Origin of the sequence: Saccharothrix longispora (genome assembly GCF_031455225.1) — a bacterium.
Lineage (GTDB): Bacteria > Actinomycetota > Actinomycetes > Mycobacteriales > Pseudonocardiaceae > Actinosynnema > Actinosynnema longispora.
In genome coordinates, this window is sequence record NZ_JAVDSG010000001.1 from 2831401 (window position 1) to 2849303 (window position 17903).

General features: G+C 73.5%; 12 protein-coding genes. 7 read left to right on the forward strand and 5 right to left on the reverse strand.

The features are described 5' to 3' along the window. The first annotated feature begins 41 nt into the window (after window positions 1-41). The 3 genes from J2S66_RS11500 to J2S66_RS11510 are packed head-to-tail and all read left to right on the forward strand — an operon-like array spanning window position 42 to window position 4287. Window positions 42-1568, forward strand: a complete 1527-nt coding sequence (locus J2S66_RS11500; protein ID WP_310306918.1) for a GH39 family glycosyl hydrolase — start codon at window positions 42-44, stop codon at window positions 1566-1568. Window positions 1569-1573: 5 nt separating this feature from the next. After that, the gene (locus J2S66_RS11505) at window positions 1574-2257 is read left to right on the forward strand and encodes a glycosyl transferase (protein ID WP_310306919.1); all 684 of its coding nucleotides are present in this window, start codon (window positions 1574-1576) and stop codon (window positions 2255-2257) included. Further along, window positions 2254-4287: a beta-galactosidase gene (locus J2S66_RS11510; protein WP_310306920.1), complete on the forward strand. Its 2034-nt coding sequence runs from the start codon at window positions 2254-2256 to the stop codon at window positions 4285-4287. The genes J2S66_RS11505 and J2S66_RS11510 overlap by 4 nt, the downstream gene beginning before the upstream one ends. 126 nt (window positions 4288-4413) lie before the next feature. On the opposite strand, the gene J2S66_RS11515 is transcribed toward J2S66_RS11510, so the two are convergent. After that, the gene (locus J2S66_RS11515; RefSeq protein ID WP_310306921.1) at window positions 4414-4830 is read right to left on the reverse strand and encodes a DUF5980 family protein; all 417 of its coding nucleotides are present in this window, start codon (window positions 4828-4830) and stop codon (window positions 4414-4416) included. Between the two features lie 196 nt (window positions 4831-5026). Between J2S66_RS11515 and J2S66_RS11520 the strand changes: the two genes are divergently transcribed. Continuing rightward, entirely contained in the window at window positions 5027-5857 is an 831-nt protein-coding gene (locus J2S66_RS11520; RefSeq protein ID WP_310306922.1) for a DUF1963 domain-containing protein, read from the forward strand. A 4-nt stretch (window positions 5858-5861) separates the two neighbouring features. Here J2S66_RS11520 and J2S66_RS11525 read toward each other — a convergent pair whose 3' ends face one another. Further along, a complete protein-coding gene (locus J2S66_RS11525) occupies window positions 5862-7814 on the reverse strand; it encodes an alpha-glucuronidase (protein WP_310306923.1) in 1953 nt (650 codons plus the stop codon). Window positions 7815-8039: 225 nt separating this feature from the next. On the opposite strand from J2S66_RS11525, the gene J2S66_RS11530 reads away from it, so the two are divergent. Next, on the forward strand, window positions 8040-9503 hold the full coding sequence (locus J2S66_RS11530; protein WP_310306925.1) for a serine/threonine-protein kinase: 1464 nt from the start codon (window positions 8040-8042) through the stop codon (window positions 9501-9503). 67 nt (window positions 9504-9570) lie between these two features. On the opposite strand, the gene J2S66_RS11535 is transcribed toward J2S66_RS11530, so the two are convergent. Continuing rightward, window positions 9571-12801 carry a LamG-like jellyroll fold domain-containing protein gene (locus tag J2S66_RS11535; RefSeq protein ID WP_310306926.1) on the reverse strand — a complete coding sequence of 1077 codons (3231 nt, stop codon included), beginning with the start codon at window positions 12799-12801 and terminating at the stop codon, window positions 9571-9573. Window positions 12802-13094: 293 nt separating this feature from the next. On the opposite strand from J2S66_RS11535, the gene J2S66_RS11540 reads away from it, so the two are divergent. Then, on the forward strand, window positions 13095-14462 hold the full coding sequence (locus J2S66_RS11540; RefSeq protein WP_310306928.1) for an oxygenase MpaB family protein: 1368 nt from the start codon (window positions 13095-13097) through the stop codon (window positions 14460-14462). Between the two features lie 60 nt (window positions 14463-14522). Here J2S66_RS11540 and J2S66_RS11545 read toward each other — a convergent pair whose 3' ends face one another. Then, the gene (locus tag J2S66_RS11545) at window positions 14523-16496 is read right to left on the reverse strand and encodes a tachylectin-related carbohydrate-binding protein (RefSeq protein ID WP_310306929.1); all 1974 of its coding nucleotides are present in this window, start codon (window positions 16494-16496) and stop codon (window positions 14523-14525) included. Window positions 16497-16631: 135 nt separating this feature from the next. Continuing rightward, window positions 16632-17222: a TetR/AcrR family transcriptional regulator gene (locus J2S66_RS11550; protein WP_310306930.1), complete on the reverse strand. Its 591-nt coding sequence runs from the start codon at window positions 17220-17222 to the stop codon at window positions 16632-16634. Window positions 17223-17301: 79 nt separating this feature from the next. Between J2S66_RS11550 and J2S66_RS11555 the strand changes: the two genes are divergently transcribed. Further along, window positions 17302-17796, forward strand: a complete 495-nt coding sequence (locus J2S66_RS11555) for an FBP domain-containing protein (RefSeq protein ID WP_310306931.1) — start codon at window positions 17302-17304, stop codon at window positions 17794-17796. Window positions 17797-17903 lie beyond the last annotated feature (107 nt).

Sequence of the window (17903 nt, forward strand, 5' to 3'; positions counted from 1 at the left end):
ACCCGACCTCCCCCCGACGAGGACGCACGCCGGAGGTCCTGGTGAGCCACACCCACGTGCCCGAGCAGCCGCTCGGCCGCCTGTCCGCTTCCTGGCGCCACTGCGTGGGCACCGGGCGGCTCAACCTCGCGCTGCGCGCCGACCACCGGGAGTCGCTGGCCCTGGTGCGGCGCGAGATCGGCTTCCGGTACGTCCGGGGTCACGGCCTGCTGTCGGACGACATGGGCGTGCACCGGGTGTCCGGCGGCCGGGTCCGGTACTCGTGGACCTACCTGGACCAGGTGTTCGACCACTTCCTGGAACTGGGCGTCAAGCCGTTCGTCGAGCTGGGGTTCATGCCGACGGCGCTCGCCTCGGGCGAGGAGACCGTCTTCTGGTGGAAGGGCAACATCACGCCGCCGCGCTCGCACGACGAGTGGGCGGCGCTCGTGCGGGCGCTGCTGGCGCACCTGGTGGACCGGTACGGCGTGGACGAGGTCCGCACCTGGCCGATCGAGGTGTGGAACGAGCCGAACCTGGTGAACTTCTGGAAGGACGCCGACCAGGAGGCGTACTTCCGGCTGTACGAGACGACCGCGCGGGTCGTGAAGGACGTGGACGCGGACCTCCAGGTCGGCGGGCCGGCCATCTCGCCCGGTTCGGACGGGTGGTGGGAGCCGTTCGCCGAGTTCGTCGCCCGCCGGGACGTGCCGGTCGACTTCGTGTCCCGGCACGCCTACACCTCCGGACCGGCGCAGCACGTGCCGTTCGGCACCTACCAGACGCTGACCGCGCCGGGTGCGCTGCTCGACCAGTTCGACGCGCCGCGCAAGCACCTCGCGGGCACCGCGCTGGCCGGGCTGCCGGTGCACATCACCGAGTTCAACACCTCCTACCGGCCGGACAACCCGATCCACGACACCGCGTACAACGCCGCCTACCTGGCCCCGGTGCTCGCGGGCGGCGGCGACCTGGTCGACTCGTTCTCCTACTGGACGTTCTGCGACGTGTTCGAGGAGGAGAACGTCCCCACCTCGCTGTTCCACGGCGGCTTCGGGCTGCTCGCGCACCGGCAGGTGCGCAAGCCGACCTACCACCTGTACGCGTTCATGGCCCGCATGGGCCCCCACGTGCTGGCGCGCGGCGAGGACCACCTGGTGTGCCGCGACGACGACGGCCGGGTGACGGTGCTGGCGTGGCAGCCGGTGGGCGGCACCGGGGGGCCGGACGCGCCGGAGCGGCACGACGTGCGGCTGTCCGTGCCCGTCCCCGGGTCCCGCGCGTTCGTGCGGCGCGAGCGGGTCAACGAGCACGACGGCAACGCGTTCGCGGCGTGGCGCGAGCTGGGCCGGCCGCGCTCGCCGTCGGCGCGGCAGCTCGACGTGCTGCGGGACTGCTCGCGCCCGGCCGTCGAGCACTCGGCCCGCGCGGTGGTGGACGGGCGGGTGACCCTGGACCTGGCGCTGTCCCGGCACGAGGTGACGTTCGCGGAGGTCCTCCCGGTGCGCCCGGAGGAGCACGAAGGGCTGGACGACCGGCGGCTGCTGGGCGTCTCCGACGACCGCCTCGTCGCGGCGCACGAGAGGTGACCGCCGTGGACGAGCGCGACCCCGCCGCCGAGATCGGTCCCGGCGTCCTGTCCCGCGCCGCCTCGGTCGTGTACTGGTTCCTGGTCGTCGAGGTGCTGCTGGTGCTGACCACCGCGCCCGGCCTGCTGCTGGTGCCGCTGCTGGCCGGGGACGCGGGCAACGCGCCGCTGGTCGCGCTGTGCTTCGCCCCGGTCGGCCCGGCGCTGTCCGCGGCGCTGTTCGCGTGGCGGGTGTTCCTCACCGACCGCGACCTGTCCCCCGCCCGGCACTTCCTGCGCGGCTACCGGTTGAACTGGCTGGACGTGCTGCGCTGGTGGCTGCCGGTGCTCGCGGCGCTGGCCGTGATCGGCTTCACCCTGGCGAACCTGCGCTTCGCGGGCGTGCCCACCGGGTACGGCGCGGTGCTGGTGGTCGTCGCGGTCGGCCTGCTGGTGTGGTCGTCCAACGCGCTGGTGCTGTCCTCGGCGCTGTCGCTGCGCACCCGGGACACGGCCCGGCTCGCCTCCTACTACCTGGCCGCCCGCCCGCTGGCCGCGCTCGGCGCGCTGTCCCTGCTCATCGCCGCGGGCGGCGTCGCGGCGCTGGTCTCGGACCGGCTGCTGCTCCTGCTCGCCGCACCGTTCACCCTCGCCCTCCTGCGCAACGCCGAACCGGTGCTGCGCGACGCGACCGGGAGGTTCACCGCGTGAACGACGTCCACCCCCCGGCGGCGAAGATCGGCTACGGCGGCGACTACAACCCCGAGCAGTGGCCCCGCGAGGTGTGGGACCGCGACTACGAGGCGTTCTCGCTGGCCCACGTCGACACCGTGACGGTCGGCGTGTTCGCGTGGGCCCACCTCCAGCCCGCCGAGGACCGCTACGACTTCTCGACGCTGGACGCGATCGTGGAACGGGCGACCGCCGAGGGCAAGCGGATCGTGCAGGCCACGCCGAGCGGCGCGATGCCGCCGTGGCTGGCCCACGCGTACCCGGAGGCGTGCCGGGTGGACTTCGAGGGCCGGCGGCACGTCTACGGGCAGCGGCACAACGCGTGCCCCTCCTCCCCCGCGTTCCGGCGGCTGTCGGTGGCGATGGCGTCGCGGCTGGCCGAGCGGTACGGCGACAACCCGGCGATCGTGGCCTGGCACGTGGGCAACGAGTACGGCGGGGCGTGCTACTGCCCGCTGTGCGCGGCGGCGTTCCGGGAGTGGCTCCGGAAGCGCTACGGGGGGCTCGAACGGCTCAACGCGGCGTGGAACACGACGTTCTGGTCGCACACGTTCACCGACTGGGCGCAGGTCGAACCGCCGACGGTGCTGTCCGAGCACTGGCGCGGCCCGGACCACACCGCGTTCCAGGGCATCACGCTGGACTACCGGCGGTTCACGTCCGACGCACTGCTGGGCGGGTTCGTCGCGGAGAAGGCGGCGATCCGCGAGCACGTGCCGCGCACGCCGGTCACCACGAACTTCATGGGCCTCTACCAGCCGGTCGACTACCACCGGTGGGCGCCGCACCTGGACTTCGCGTCGTGGGACAACTACCCGCCCGAGGACCCGTCGGCGTCGCGGACGGCGGCCCGGATGGCGCTGGCGCACGGGCTGGTGCGCGGGCTGCGCGGCGGCGCGCCGTTCTGGGTGATGGAGCAGACCCCGTCGGTCACCGCGTCGCGCGACGTGAACGCGGTGAAGCGGCCGGGCGTGCTGCGGCTGTGGTCCTGGCAGTCCGTCGCCCACGGGGCGGACGCGGTGCTGTACTTCCAGCTGCGGCAGTCGCGCGGGGCGTGCGAGAAGTACCACGGCGCGGTGCTCGACCACGCCGGCCGCACCGACACCCGGCTGTTCCGGGAGGTCGCCGAGCTGGGGCGGGAGTTCGAACTGGTCGGTGACGCGGTGCTCGGCGCCCGCACGCCCGCGCGGGTCGCGCTGCTGGTCGACTGGGACAGCTGGTGGGCGGTCGAGATGTCCGACGGCCCCAACCGCAACGTGCGCTACGTCGACGTCCTGGCCGCGTACCACCGGGCGCTGTGGCAGGCCAACGCCCTGGTGGACGTGGTGCCGGTGACGGCGGACCTGGGCCGCTACGACGTCGTGGTCGCGCCGCTGCTGCACGTGGTGAAGGGAGACCTGGCGGACCGGGTCGCCGAGGTGGTGCTGCGGGGCGGGACGTTCCTGACGACGGCGCTGTCCGGGCGGGTGGACGAGGACGACAACGCGTTCCTCGCCGACGTGCCCGGCCCGTTCGCCGGGCTGCTCGGGCTTCGGGTGGAGGAGACCGACGCCCAGCGGCCGGACGTGGTCAACCCGGTGGTGCTCTCCGGCACGGCGCACGAGGCGCGGCACGTGTTCGAGGTGGTCGTGCCGGAGGACGCCGAGGTGCTGGCCACCTACGGCGCGGACTTCTACGCCGGTACGCCGGCCGTGACGCGGGTCCGGCGCGGTGCGGGCAGTGCCTGGTACGTGGCGACCCTGTTGGACGACGGAGGGGTGGGGGCAGTGGTGGACGGGGTGCTCGCCGAGCACGGGCTGGCCGGTCCGCTGGCCGACGTGCCGGACGTCGAGGTGGTCGAGCGGGTGGCGCCGAACGGCACCCGGTACGCGTTCGTGCTCAACCACGGCGCGGAGCAGGTGGTGACGTGCCCGTTCGACGGCGTGGACCTGCTCACCGGGCGGGAACTGCGGTCGGGGGACGACGTGGTGCTCCCCCGGACCGCCGCGCTCGTGGTCCGCTGCCGGTGAGCAGGTCGACGTCCTCCGCTCCGCATCGGCGGCCACGACGAAGCACAATTCCACCGAAGGCCGAATTCCTGCGCGACAATCACTCGAACAGGAGTTCCGGAAACTCTTCCGGGCGAGGGAGACGCGTCAGCAGCGCTCCCGCACGGTGATGGTGATCGGCGCGGTGCGGGTGTCGACGCCGTCCGAGACCCACAGGTACGCGGCGTACACGCCGACCGGGGCCGGCGCCAGCGGCGTGTGGACACCGGCGACGATGCCGTTGTCGTAGTCCGACCCCGGGGCGATCGGCGTGGTGCCGGAGCGGGAGCCCGGCGGCAGGTCGCGCACCTCGGCCGTGAGCTGCCTCGTCCACGTGCCGTGCACCGGGACGAGGAAGTACTGGCCGGGGTGGCCGAAGTCGGAGGTCACGCACGTCTGCTGGGTCCCGATGTCGCGCAAGGTCCACGTGGTGCCGGTGGAGGGCGCCGCCGCCGCTTGGGAGGCCCCGGCCAGCGTCGACACCAGACCCAGCACCAGACCGGCCGCGCGGTGAACCGATTTCACGGATTCCTCCAGGGGTATCGTTCGAACGACGACGACCACCCTCGAAGGATTACCACTCATTCACGACGTCGCACAACCCGTAAAACGCGTCTTGATTCGAAAAATAAGCGACACGATTGCCCGAAAGTGCAATTGCCCGAAAGTGCACCGCACGGCCGGGACGGCGGTGTCGGGGGCTCCCGCTACGGTTCCGCCCATGATCCGAGAACTGCGGGACCGACTGGGCCCGTTCCGCGACGAGGCGCTCGCGCGCGGCATCCCCGCCGACGACGTGGAGCGCTGGTCGGCCCTCGCCCGCCCCTGCGCGACGCTGACCGCGCACGGCGACGGACCGGTCGTGGGCCGGTTCGGCGGGCCGCTCCTGCTCCCGGCCGACGCCCCCGACCCCGCCCATCCCTTCGTCGCCTCCCTCGACCTCGCGGCCCTGCCCGCCGACGCGACGGACCTGCCCCTGCCGCCCGACGGCCACCTGCTGCTGTTCGCCGAACTGGAGCACGAGTACGACCCCGCCGAGCGGGGCGGCGTGGTCCACGTGCCCGCCGGCGCGGCCGTGGCGGAGCGGGACGGGCGGGGCACCGGGGACGCGGAGTACCCCCGGGGGCCGCTGCGGCTGCGGATCGACGTGTCGCTGCCGTACCACGAGGCGGTCGCGCTCCCCGACGACCAGGGGCACGGGCCGCTGCCCGGCCACCCCCGCAGCGAGGACCTCGTCGAGGCCTGGAACAGCACGCACGACGACATCGCCCCCTGGGGGTCGTTGCAGCTCGGCGGGTACTCCGCGGAGGAGGCGGTGTTCACGGACCCGGTCGCCGACGCGGTGTCCGACGCCGTGCGGTCGGTGCGGGAGGACCGGTGGACCGGACCGGTGTCGGCCGACCCGGCGGACTGGGTGCTCCTGGCCGACTGGGACGCGGGCATGGACGTGACGGGGTGGGAGGGAGCCGTCGTGCACTGGGTGGTCCAGCGCGACGACCTGGTGGCGCGGCGCTTCGACCGCGTGTTCACCACGTTCTTCTGGAACCCCTGACCCGTCAGAAGATCCGGCGGCCCCGTTCGTCGGGGACGCCGGACTTGCGGAGGAAGTAGGTGTTCACCTGGTCGCGCCACTCGGTCGCGCACCGCGCCTGCTCGGCCAGCAGCGCCGTGACGCGGTCGAACAGGGCGGCGGGCACGCGGCCCTCCAGGGTCGCCCACGCCTCGCGCATCCGGCCCACCTCCTCGACACCCGCGAAGTGCGCGTCGTAGATGTGCTGGACCACCGTCTTCCCGGAGCGCAGCACGTGGTCGTAGGGCACGTGGTGGAAGAACAGCAGCAGCTCGTCCGGGCAGCTCCCGACCGACTCGTACACCTCGCGCCACGGGGCCGGGTACTGGCCGGTGAACCCGGTGCCGGTGGCCCGGGTCCGGTCGACGCCGACACCGTCGCGGTCGGCGAAGTGGTACGTGCCCCACTGCGTGTACTCGTAGCCGTCGACGGACGGGCCGTAGTGGTGGCCCGGGTTGACCATGAAGCCGACGCCGAGCGGGGCGGTGTAGCGCTCGTAGGTGTGCCACGAGCCGTCCAGGACCTCGTGCAGCGGACCCCGCACCGACGGGTCCTCGAAGGTCAGGCCGATCCACTCGTCCAGCACGGCCGCCGGGTCGAGGCGGTCGTCCCACGCGAGCCGACCGAAGCCGAACAGGTTGGCCTGCGCCAGCGGGTGGCCGGTCCAGAACTCGTCGTCGCCGACGTTCGACACCGCGACCACGCCGTCGACCAGGTCGGCGACCGGTTCGCCGCCGCGCAGCCCGAACCCGAGGACCTCCGACCACTGCGGCACCAGGTGGCACACGTGCTTCTGCTGCCCGGTGTACTCCTGGGTGACCTGGAACTCGGCGGCCAGCCGGGTCCCCGGCATCGCCGCGAACACCGGGGAGACGGGTTCGCGGACCTGGAAGTCCATCGGCCCGTACTTGACCTGGAGCACCACGTTGTCGTCGAACGCGCCGTCGAGCGGGGCGAAGTGGTCGTGCGCGGCGCGGGCGCGGTCGGTGCCCCGGTCGCGCCAGTCCTGGCGGTGGTCGTAGACGAACGCGCGCCAGAACACCGTGCCGCCGTGCGGTTCGAGGGCGCGGGCCAGCGCGTTCGCGCCGTCGGCGTGGTCGCGGCCGTAGGCGAACGGGCCGGGTTGGCCCTCCGAGTCGGCCTTCACGACGTACCCGCCGAAGTCGGGGATCGCCGCGTAGACGGCGGCGGTCGTGCGCTCCCACCACTCCCGCACGGCGGGGTCGAGCGGGTCCGCCGTGGGCAGCCCGCCCAGCGTGATCGGGGCGGCGAAGCCCACCGACAGGTGCACGGCGACGCCGTGCGGGCGGAACACCTCCGCCAGCCGTGCCACGTCCGGCAGCAGGTCGGTCAGCAGCCGCGCCTCGGTGCGGTGCACGTTGACGTTGTTCAGGGCGACCCGGTTGACACCGATCGAACCGAGCAGGCGGGCGTAGGCGGCGACGCGGCCCAGGTCGGCGCGCACCCCGCCGTCGGCGTAGAAGATCGAGCCGCCCGCGTAGCCCCGTTCGACCTGCCCCATCAGGGGGTCGACGTCGATGTTGTCCCAGTGGTCGAGCATGCGGATCGCCCGGCGCGGCGCGTGCCGCTCGGCCGGCAGGTCGCCGTCGAACGCCGCCTCGCCCCGGCGCACGACGTGGTGCAGGCCGTACAGCAGGCCGGGGCCGCCCTCGGCGCGGACGATCGTGGTGCCGCCGGTCCGTTCGACGGTGAACGCCTCGCCGTCGCCGTCGGCGGCGACCAGGTCGAGGTCCACCGGGCCGTCGGCGACCAACGCGCCGCCGTGCCCGGCGACCGCCGCCGCCACCTCGGCGCGCACCGTGCCCACCAGCGGCCCGTCGCCGGCCACCCGGACCCGCCGCGCCCCCAGGGGCCGGAACGCCGCCGCGGGCAGCCAGGCGGGATCGGTCCGGTGCTCGGTGCTCGCTGTGCTCGCCACGTCGTCGAACCTAGGTCGGGAACCCAGGCGGGACAAGGGGTTCGCCGTCCACAATCGACGTTCGGCGGGACGAAACTGTTTCGTGGTCGGCATTCCGCTCGCCGCGCCCTTCGGACGGGGTCGGGCGGCCGGCGGCGTGCCCGGGCCGTGACCCGCCGGCGCTAGGGTTGCCCGGTACGGCGTTCGACCACTCCGGTCGCGCGGGACGGGAGGCGGGAGCCGGTGGTGGACGAGGGGCGGTTGGTGGCGGGGCGCTACCGGCTGCGCACGAGGCTCGGTTCGGGCGCCATGGGCGTGGTCTGGCAGGCGTTCGACGAGCGGCTCGGTCGGGTCGTCGCGCTCAAGCAGCTCATCGTGCCGGAGGGCACGGGGTCTGCGGAGGCGGTCGCCCGCGCCGCCCGCGAGGGGCGGATCGCCGCGCGGGTGCAGCACCCGAACGCCGTCACCGTGCACGACGTGGTCGAGGACGGAGGCCGACCGGTCCTGGTCATGGAGTACGTGCCGGCGCGCACGCTGGCCGAGGTGGGCGTGCTGCCGCCGGACGCGGCCGCGCGGATCGGGGCGCAGGTCGCCTCGGCGCTGGCCGCCGCCCACGCGGCCGGCGTCGTGCACCGCGACGTGAAGCCGGGCAACGTCCTGATCACCTCGGACGGCACGGCGAAGATCAGCGATTTCGGCATCGCCCGCGCGGTCGGCGACGTGGCCGTCACCCGGACCGGCCTGCTCGCGGGCACGCCCGCCTACCTGTCGCCCGAGGTCGCCCGGGGCGCCGAACCGGGCCCGGCGTCCGACGTGTTCGCGCTCGGCGCCACCCTGTACGCGGCGGTCGAGGGACGGCCCCCGTTCGGCGAGGGCGGCAACACCATCGCGCTGCTGCACACCGTGGCCGCCGGCCGCTTCGACCCGCCCCGCAACGCCGGGCCGCTGACCGGCGCGCTGATGGAGGCGCTGCGCACCGACCCGACGACCCGGCCCGACATGGCCCGGTTCGCCGACCTGCTGCGCTCCCCCGCTTCCCCTGCTACGCCCGCTTCCTCCTCTTCACCTGCTTCCTCCGCTCCACCGGCTGTCCCCACTCCCCCGGCGACGCGTCTCGACCTGCCCGTGCCGCCGGTCGGCCCGTCGCGCCGCCGCCCGGTGCTGATCGGCGTGACCGCCCTCGTCGTCGTGGGCGGCGTCGTCCTCGCCGTCCTGCTCGCCGCGAGGAACGACGACGCCGCGGCCGGCGGTGCCCCGACGTCGAGCGGCACGACGACCTCGACGACCACGTCCGAGACCGAGGGCGAGGTGACCGCCGACCGGCTCCAGCAGACCGTGGCCGACTACTACGCCCTGCTGCCGGACGACACCGACGGCGCGTGGGCGATGCTCGGCCCCGGCATGCGGGAGCAGGGTCGGGAGAAGTACGACGAGGCGTGGGAGGCCGTGCGGGACCTCGCCGTGACGACGCCGCCCGAGGCGACCGGCCCGGACCACGTCACCGTGGGGTTGCGGTACACCGGCGAGGACGACGAGCGGATCGCCGAGACCCGGGGCCTGATGCTCGCCGAGGTCGACGGCACCCTGCTCATCGTGGCCGAGGAGGTGCTGTCGTCGGAGCGCGTCGAGGAGGGTGGCGGCGACGACGAGGGCGAGGGCGGGCGGCGCGGCAAGGACAAGGAGGAGAAGGGCAGGAAGGGCGAGGGCTGACGGGTCGGCGGGGTGACGGCGGAGGGCCGCGGGACGTCCCCGCGACCCTCCGCCGTCACGCCACCGGCTACCGGGCGGCGTGCTGCTCCGCCACCTCCGCGTCGGTCAGGGCGCGGTCCACGGCGCGGACCTCGTCGATCGAGCCGTGCCAGAAGTCCCCGCGCGCCCCGGCGTACTTGGCGCGCCCGATGGCCAGCGGTCCGGTGCTCACCTCGTCCGGGCCGATCGGGATGGCGGCGGCCCGCACCCCGTCCACGTACAGGCGCGTCTCGCCCGCGGCCTCGTCGCGCACGCCGACCAGGTGGTACCAGCGTCCGGGCTCCGGCGTGGCGGCCAGCGTGGCCCGCCTGCCGCCCGGCACGCTGAACGCCCACCTGCCCTGCCCGTACTGGAGGTAGAACGGGTTCTCCACCCGCCTGCCGTCCTGGCTGACGGCGGTGGCGTAGTTGCCCGGCAGCGAGTCCACGGTCACCCAGGCGGACACCGAGTAGGACCCGGTGGTGTCGAGCACCGGCCCGGCGGTCTGGGCGTAGTCGCCATCGCCGTCGAGCTTCAGCGCCCGGCCGCGCACGCCGGTCGTCCACGCCGCGTCGCCGGTGGGCGAGACCGGGTTCCCGGCGCCGCTCGCGTCGGTGCCGTCGCCGTCGAGCGACCACGTGCCCTTGCCGTCGTAGGTGCGCTCGGCCGCCGCTGCGCCGGCCGCGACCACCCTCCTGTTGATCTCGCGCACGGGGCCGGGGTCGACCTTGATCTCACGCCGGTCGTAGGTCCACATGCCGTTCAGCTCGGTCTCCACGTCGGTGATCTGCGTGTAGACCGAGCCGGACAGCTCCGCGCCGGCCGCGTCGAGGTAGAAGGTCTCCGTGTTCGACACGTACTTCGCGGTCAGCGCCGCCTTGTCGGCGACGCCGCTGTAGATCACGGCCGGGGCGCCGGGCCACTGGTGGCCGGGCGTGCGCAGGGTGAACCCGCCGTGCTCGCCGTCCATCGCCACGCGGGTGGCGTCCGGCCACGCCGGGTCGGTGTTGGTGTAGTCGTGGTGGTCGATCACGTCGCCCTTGCCGGAGTCGCCCTTCGACGCGCAGCAGTTGACACCGCTGTGCGCGTTGACGACGCGCGACGGGTCCGCGGCCCGCACCGACTCGGTGATCCGGCCGGTCTCCTCGCGGTCCCACTCGCCCCAGCCCTCGTTGAACACGACCCAGCCGATGATCGACGGCGAGTCGTGCAGCTGCTCCATCGTGCGCCGGCCCTCGGTGAGGAACGCCTGCTGCCCGGTCTCGTTCGTGACGTTGACGTTCACGAAGTCCTGCCACACCAGCATGCCGAGCTTGTCGGCGTGGTGGTACCAGCGGGCGGGTTCGACCTTGATGTGCTTGCGCAGCGCGTTGAAGCCGAGGTCCTTCTGGGCCTTGATGTCCCAGGCGAGGGCCTCGTCGCTGGGCGCGGTGTTCAGGCCGTCCGGCCAGAAGCCCTGGTCCAGCATGGCCAGCGAGAACACCGGTTCGCCGTTGAGGACGAGCTTCGGGAAGCCCGCCACGTTCCGCACGCCGATGGAGCGCATGCCGAAGTAGCTCTCGACCTCGTCCCTGCTGCGGCCGTCCTCCAGCGTCACGTCGAGGTCGTAGAGGTACGGGTCCCCGGGGCTCCACAGGTGCGGGTTCGGCACGGGCAGGGTCAGGTCGGCGTTGGGCTTGCCGGTGACGGAGCCGACCTTCCTGCCCCGCTCGTCGCGGGCGACGGCGGTGACCCGGGCGTTCGCGGACGCCGTCGTGGACGACACGCGGACGGCGAGGGTGCCGCGGGTGATGTCCGGCGTGGTCTTCACGTCGTCGATCGACCGGTCGGGCACGGGCTCCAGCCACACGGTCTGCCAGATCCCGGAGGACGGGGTGTAGACGATGCCGCCGGGGTTGCGGGACTGCTTGCCGATGGGCTGGTTGTCGCCGGTGGTGTCGGTGACCGCGACGATCAGCTCGTGCTTGCCGCCGCCGCGCAGGGCGTCGGTGATGTCCGCGGTGAACGCGGTGTAGCCGCCGGTGTGCTCGGCGACCGGGGTGCCGTCGACCCAGACCCGGGCGTGGTGGTCGACCGCGCCGAAGTTGAGCTTGAGCCGCTCGCCGCGGCCGACCTTCCAGTCGCGCGGCACCTCGAACTGCCGGCGGTAGAACATGTGGTCCTCGTGGCGCTCCAGCCCGGACAGCTGGGACTCCACCGGGTACGGCACGGTGATCCGCTCGGGCAGCCGGCGGCCGAACGGGGGCTGCTGGTCGGCGGTGGCGCCGGTGAACTCCCACTGGCCGTTGAGGTTGAGCCAGTCGTCGCGCTCCTGCTGCGGGCGCGGGTACTCGGGCAGCGGCTTGTCCTTGTCGACCTCCTCGCCCCAGGGCGTCCTGAGCCGGTGGGTGGAGGCGTTGGTCGCGGTGCGGATGACCCGCGGCACGGTCTCGGCGCCGACGACCAGGCCGCCGTTGCCGTCGTAGGTGACGCGGACGCGCTGCGGGGCCTGCACGCGGGCGCCGAGCCGCACGACGACCTTGGTGCGGTCGCGGCGGTCCACGGCGACGGACTCCAGCGGGAACGGCACCGTGTCCACCTCGACCTCGAGGTGCGGTTCGAGGTCGCCGAGGTTCGTGACGCGCTGGTCGAAGTCGGCCTCCAGGGTGTTCCCGTCGCGGGACACGGTGAGGCCGACCGGGTAGACCGGGAAGTCCGCGGGCGGCAGGAACGCCGACTCGGGCACGGCCTGCTTGGCCAGCGTCGGGGTGGACCAGCGCAGGCGCATGGTGGCGCCGCCGACGTCCTGGAACAGCTCCATCCGGAAGGCGTGCTCCTGGCCCGCGACGAGGTGGACGGGCGCGCTGTGCTGCTCGACCTCCCAGTCGCCGACCCAGTGGTCGATGACCGGGGCCTCGTCGAGGAACAGGCGGAAGCCGTTGTCGCCGATGGCGTGGAAGGTGTAGTCGCCGGTGGCGGGCGCGGTGAGGCGGCCGGTCCAGCGGGCGGTGGTGTGCTCCGTGCGACCGGTCAACTGCTGGAACGTGCCGGTCAGGTCGGAGAAGTCGACGTTCGGGTCGAGCGTGGCGCCGCCGAGTTCGGCGAAGTCGCGAGCGCCGGGTGCGGACATCCGGAAGTACTCGCCCTTGAGGCCGTGCGCGGGCGGCGCGGCGGTCGCGGACGGGGTGTCGCCCACGGGGTCGGCGGTCGCGGACGGGTCGGCGGTCGCGGGCAGGGCGAGGACGGGGGTGAGCAGGAGTGCGAGGAACAGGGCGGACAGCCGGCGCGCGGCAGGGGGCATGGAAATCTCCTCGGGGCTCGTCCATGAGGCCCATCACAACGTCGCCCATCTATCCACAGACATCCGCAGAAGACAACAAAAGACTTCACTTATGGGAGCGCTCTCGCACCTCAACCGCTCAACCACCGACAGAGGTCTGGACCGCCGGCACGCTCGCCGCGCGTGGACAGCACCCGGATGACACCCGCCGATCACCCGGCGTGATCAAGGACCACACCACCGGGTAATTGCCGGTCACCCTCCCGACGACCGACGATGCGCCGACCTGATCGCCACGGCCGGGAGGCTCCCGCATGACCACCCAGGACGTGCTCGGTCCGGGTTCCACCACCTGGCAGCACCTCGGGCAGTGGCGGCTCCTGCTCGTCATCCACCGGACGCTGCTGCTCCAGGCCGCGCACCCGGCCATCGGGGCGGCGGTCGGCCAGTTCTCCGTCTACACCGCCCGACCCTGGCGGCGCTTCCTGCGCACCCTGGACAGCCTCCAGAACTACGTCTACGGCACCGCCTCCGAGCGGGAGCGCGAACTCGCCCGCCTCGAACGGCTCCACCGCCGCATGCGCGGCACCGACGACCACGGCCGGCCGTTCACCGCCACCGACACCGGGGCCCGCGCGTGGGTGCACCTCACGCTGTTCGAGGCCGTCCTGACGCTCCACGACCTCGGCGGCGACCCCCTCGACCGGGCCGAGGCGGAGCGGTTCTACGACGAGTGGCGCCGACTGGGCCGCCTGTTCGGCCTGACCGCGGCCGACCAGCCCGCCGACCTCGACGAGTTCCGCACCTACTTCGACCGCATGGCCTCCGACGTCCTGGAGGACAACCCGACCGTCCGGGACCTGCTGTCCGGCAGCATCTTCCGGGTGCCGCCACCGTCGAACCTGCCCGTCCCGGACCTGGTCTGGGCGCCGCTGCGGTACCTGGTGGTCTCCACCGCGGTCCAGGCCACGACCGCCACGCTGCCCGACGCCTACCGCCGACGCCTCCGGCTCACCACCGCGCCCGGCGCGGGGCTGCTCGTCCTCGGCGCGCACCACGCCGCCCGGGTCGTCGCCGACCTGCTGCCCACGCCCTGGCGCTACCTGCCCACGGCCTCCGCCGCGATCAGGGCGACCAGCGGTGTCCGCGCCGTCCCCGGCACCGATCCGGGCACCTTCTTCGGCACGATCCTCGACCAGAGCGGCGACGGCGTCCTGCGCTGGGCCGACCTGCTCGGCATGGCCCGCGAGATCAGCGTCCACCTCGACCTGGACGAGGCCGACGAGAACGACGTCCACGACGCCTTCGAGTCCTGGTGGCGGCAGCTGCTCGCGGCCACCGGCGCCCCGGCGGACGGGTCCGTCACCCGCGCCGCCTACCTCACCGCCATCGCCGAGGGCCGCTACCCCGGCACGTCCGATCCCGGGCAGGGCTACGGCAGGGTCACCGACGTGGTCTGCCGCCTGATCGACCGCAACGACGACGGCGAGGTCACCCAGGCCGAGTACTCCCGGCTGCTCGACCGCAGCCCTCGGCGCCACGAGCTGATCGCCGCCCTGCGCTCCCTCGACCACGACGGCGACGGCACCCTGCGCACCGGGGAGTTCCGAGAGGCCCTGGACGCCTTCCTCACCGGCCGCGCCGACCTGGCCGCCGGCCGGCACCTGCTCGGCCGCGCGTGAACGGGCCCCACCCGCCCCGGACGTGCCGGGAGCGGGCGGGGCCCCTCGACGCGCGCCGGATCAGGAGTGGCCGGCACCGCCCTCGTACTGCGGAGCCGCGCTCCCGGCGGAGACACCGGAGGACGTGCCCGAGACCCCGTAGGAACCCAGGTAGGCGTAGATGTCGCCCACCGGGTTCCGCCAGGTGAAGACCCAGCTGCCGTCGGCGCGGACCACGCCCGACGGGTCGGTGGCCGCCTCGGTGACGTTGCGGATCTCCCACGGGCGGTAGGAGCCGCCCGGCACGTTCTCGCCGGTGGTGTGGACCAGGCCCTCGGCGTCGCGCACCGCGATCTCGATCAACCCCGGTCCGGTGCGCACCACCGCGGGCGACCCGGAGGCGACCAGGTCGCCGACGCGCTGGTAGGTGCCGCGGAAGCCGCCGCGGACGTCCTCGACCTGGGTGTGGATGCCGCCGTCGGCGCGGCGGGTGAACACCCGGAGGCCCGATGTGAGGCTCGACCCGGTCGACACGGCGGTCGGCCTGCCGACCGCGTCGGCACCGGGGAGGGTGCGCCACGCGTTCAGCACCCGCACCGGGGGCAGCGGATCGGCCGCCGCGACAGCCACGGCGCCGCTGGGCACCTGCACCGCCGAGTCCGGCATCATCGCGACGCGCACCGAGCCGTCGGTGAACCGCGCGACCACGTGCAGGCCGAAGCCGTGGCGCACCACGGTGAAGTCGGTCGACAGACCGGTGTCTCCGCTGTCGCGCCACGCCCCGAACGGGCCGTTCGGGGAGACCTGCTGCCGGTACCACAGTCGACCGTCGCCGTCGACGGCGAACATGATCAGCCTGCCGCCGGCCCGCCGCACGAGCACGGGGTCGCCGAGCACGTGGCCGCCGTGCTCGTTGAGCGCGGGCGACCACGTGCCGCCGACCGCGGCCTGGGTCTTGCCGCGCACGTCGGCGTCGGAGTGGCTGTTGGCCGACACCTCGAAACGGCCGTCCGCGTTCGGCGCCGCACCCGGCCGGCCGGTGTAGGCGCTGTAGTCGCCGAAGGACTGGTGGTCGATCAGCAGGAAGTCATCGGTGCGGCGCTGCTTCGCGACGGTGAGCCTGCCCTGCGGGTTGACGTAGAAGTAGTTCATCAGGCCGTCACCACCCTGCAGCGCGGTGGTGGGCGCGGTGAAGTCCGCCGGCACAGCGGGTCGGGTCGGACCGGCCGGGCCGCCGACGACCCGGCACGCGTCCGGGTGGCTCTCGGTCTGGATGCCGGTGACCCAGCCACCCGGGCCGACCACCTTGCCGGAGTCCGCAGCCCAGGCGCCGTCGCCGAGGTAGCGGTACCACCGCAGGTTGCCGGCCGCGCCCTCGACCGCCCAGAACACCCCGCCGCCGGCCGCGGCGAAGTCGGTGAACTGGTTCCACCCCGTGGCGCCGACCTCGCGGGCGTACTCGGTGAAGCGCCGGCTGGCCGCGTGGTACGCGAAGTGGTGCAGCCCCCCGGTCGTCGTCCGGGCGAACAGACCGCCCTCACCGGAGGTGAAGATCCGGTCGTAGGTGATGCCGAAGTTGGGCGTGAGCACCCGTTCCTCGGTCGTCCACTGGTTGTTCACCTTGGTGAACCGGTACCACTTCAGGGCGTTGTCGGCGGTGATCGCGTAGAAGTCGCCCCGCGCGTCGACCAGCATCCGGTCGGCCGTGGACCACCCCGTCCAGCCGGTGGTGACGGTGTCCGGGACGCCGTTGTTCTCCCAGCTCGCCCCCAACCACCGGTAGCGGTTGAGCTGCCCCTCCGGCGTCACGTGGTACAGCTGGTCGGCCGGGCCGCCGAGCACCACGCCGTTCCAGCCGGCGCCGACGTTCTGCTGCTCCGTCCAGATCGCGTGCCCGTTCTCCGGCTCCTGGTTGTGCAGCATCCACAGCGACGCGTCCGCGCGGCGGCTGAAGATCGGCACGGCCGTCGTGCACTGCAACGTTCCCTCCGCCGCCACCGCGGCAGGCGCCACCACCGTGCTCAGCGCGGCCGCGGCCGCGAGCACCAGCGCCACACTCCGCCTGCGTCCGGGCAGGCGGGCAGGATTCACTCTCACGTGTTATTCCCCCCGTTGATCGACGAGTCGGACCCGCGATCGGCTTGGACGAGCGTCCAACCCGGGGCACGGTAACGAGCACTCCTCACCCGCTCAAGACCCGAGCGGCTGCCCGTGCTCGGGCGGCCAGTGTTCGAGCAGGTGGTGCAGGGCGTCGAGGGTCCGCGACCACGAGGTGTCGGTGTCCCGCGGGTGGGACAGGAAGCCGCCCGCGGCCTCCAGGGTCGTGTAGCCGTGGAACGTGCTGTGCAGCAGGCGGATGGCGTCGGTCTGGGCGGGTTCGGGCAGGTCGTAGCCGCGCAGGATCGCCCGCGTCATGTCCGAGTGCCGGCGGGCGGCACTGGCGAGGGCGACGTCCGGGGGCAGCCGGACCTGCATGGCGGCGTACCTGCCGGGGTGCTCCCTCGCGTAGCGCCGGTAGGTGTCGGCGAAGGCGACCAGGGCGTCCTTGCCCGCGCGGCCGGCCAGGGCCGAGGCGACGTCGTCGGCGAGTTCCGCCAGGGCCAGCACGGCCACCCGCTCGCGCAGCTCCTGCGCGTTCCTCACGTGCGAGTACAAGCTCGCGTCCCTGACGCCGAACCGGCGGGCCAGCGCCGAGACGGTCACGTTGTGGAAGCCGACCTCGTCGGCCAGGTCCGCCGCCGCCCGGGTCAGGCGTTCGGCGGTCACCCCCGCGCGTGCCATGCCGCCTCCTCAACCTAAGGTCTCTAGGTTAGCAGCTAATCATTTGCCCCGATTGTCTAGGCGACGTAGCTTCGGGGTCATGGGACCGCTGACCGAGAACGACATCCGCGCGTCGTTCGTCAACTGCACGAAGGGCGAGGCGAAGCGCCTGAACCTGCCCGCCGACCTGGCCGGGCAGCCCTGGGACGACCTGGACTTCCTGGGCTGGCGCGACCCCGCGTCACCCCAGCGGGCCTACCTGGTCGCCGAGACCGCCGACGGCCTGGTGGGCGTGGCGCTGCGGCCGGCGACGCCGCACACCGGCCAACCGCGGCGCACCATGTGCTCGCTGTGCCTGACCTCCCACCCCGGCGGCGGCGTCACGCTGATGACCGCGCGCAAGGCCGGGCGGAGCGGCCAGCAGGGCAACTCCGTGGGCGGCTACTTCTGCGCCGACCTGGCCTGCTCGCTCTACCTGCGCGGGAAGAAGGACGCCGGACCGGGCGGGCGGCTGCACGAGTCGCTGACCCTGGAGGAGGTGGTCGAGCGGACCGGGGCCAAGCTCGCCGGGTTCCTCGGCCGGGTCACGGGGTAACCCCCGTCCACGGCGTTCCCGGGTCCACAGTGGAGGAGTCGGGGCTCGGTACGCTGGGAACCGTCGCAATCCGGACGAAAGGGGCCGACGTGCCGCGAGGTCGACGA

What these genes read in the sequence shown, in the direction of transcription:
- J2S66_RS11555 (WP_310306931.1), top strand. Translation starts at nt 17,302, where the DNA reads ATGGGACCGCTGACCGAGAACGACATCCGCGCGTCGTTCGTCAACTGC.
- J2S66_RS11540 (WP_310306928.1), top strand. Translation starts at nt 13,095, where the DNA reads ATGACCACCCAGGACGTGCTCGGTCCGGGTTCCACCACCTGGCAGCAC.
- J2S66_RS11535 (WP_310306926.1), bottom strand. Translation starts at nt 12,801, where the DNA reads ATGCCCCCTGCCGCGCGCCGGCTGTCCGCCCTGTTCCTCGCACTCCTG.
- J2S66_RS11520 (WP_310306922.1), top strand. Translation starts at nt 5,027, where the DNA reads ATGATCCGAGAACTGCGGGACCGACTGGGCCCGTTCCGCGACGAGGCG.
- J2S66_RS11550 (WP_310306930.1), bottom strand. Translation starts at nt 17,222, where the DNA reads ATGGCACGCGCGGGGGTGACCGCCGAACGCCTGACCCGGGCGGCGGCG.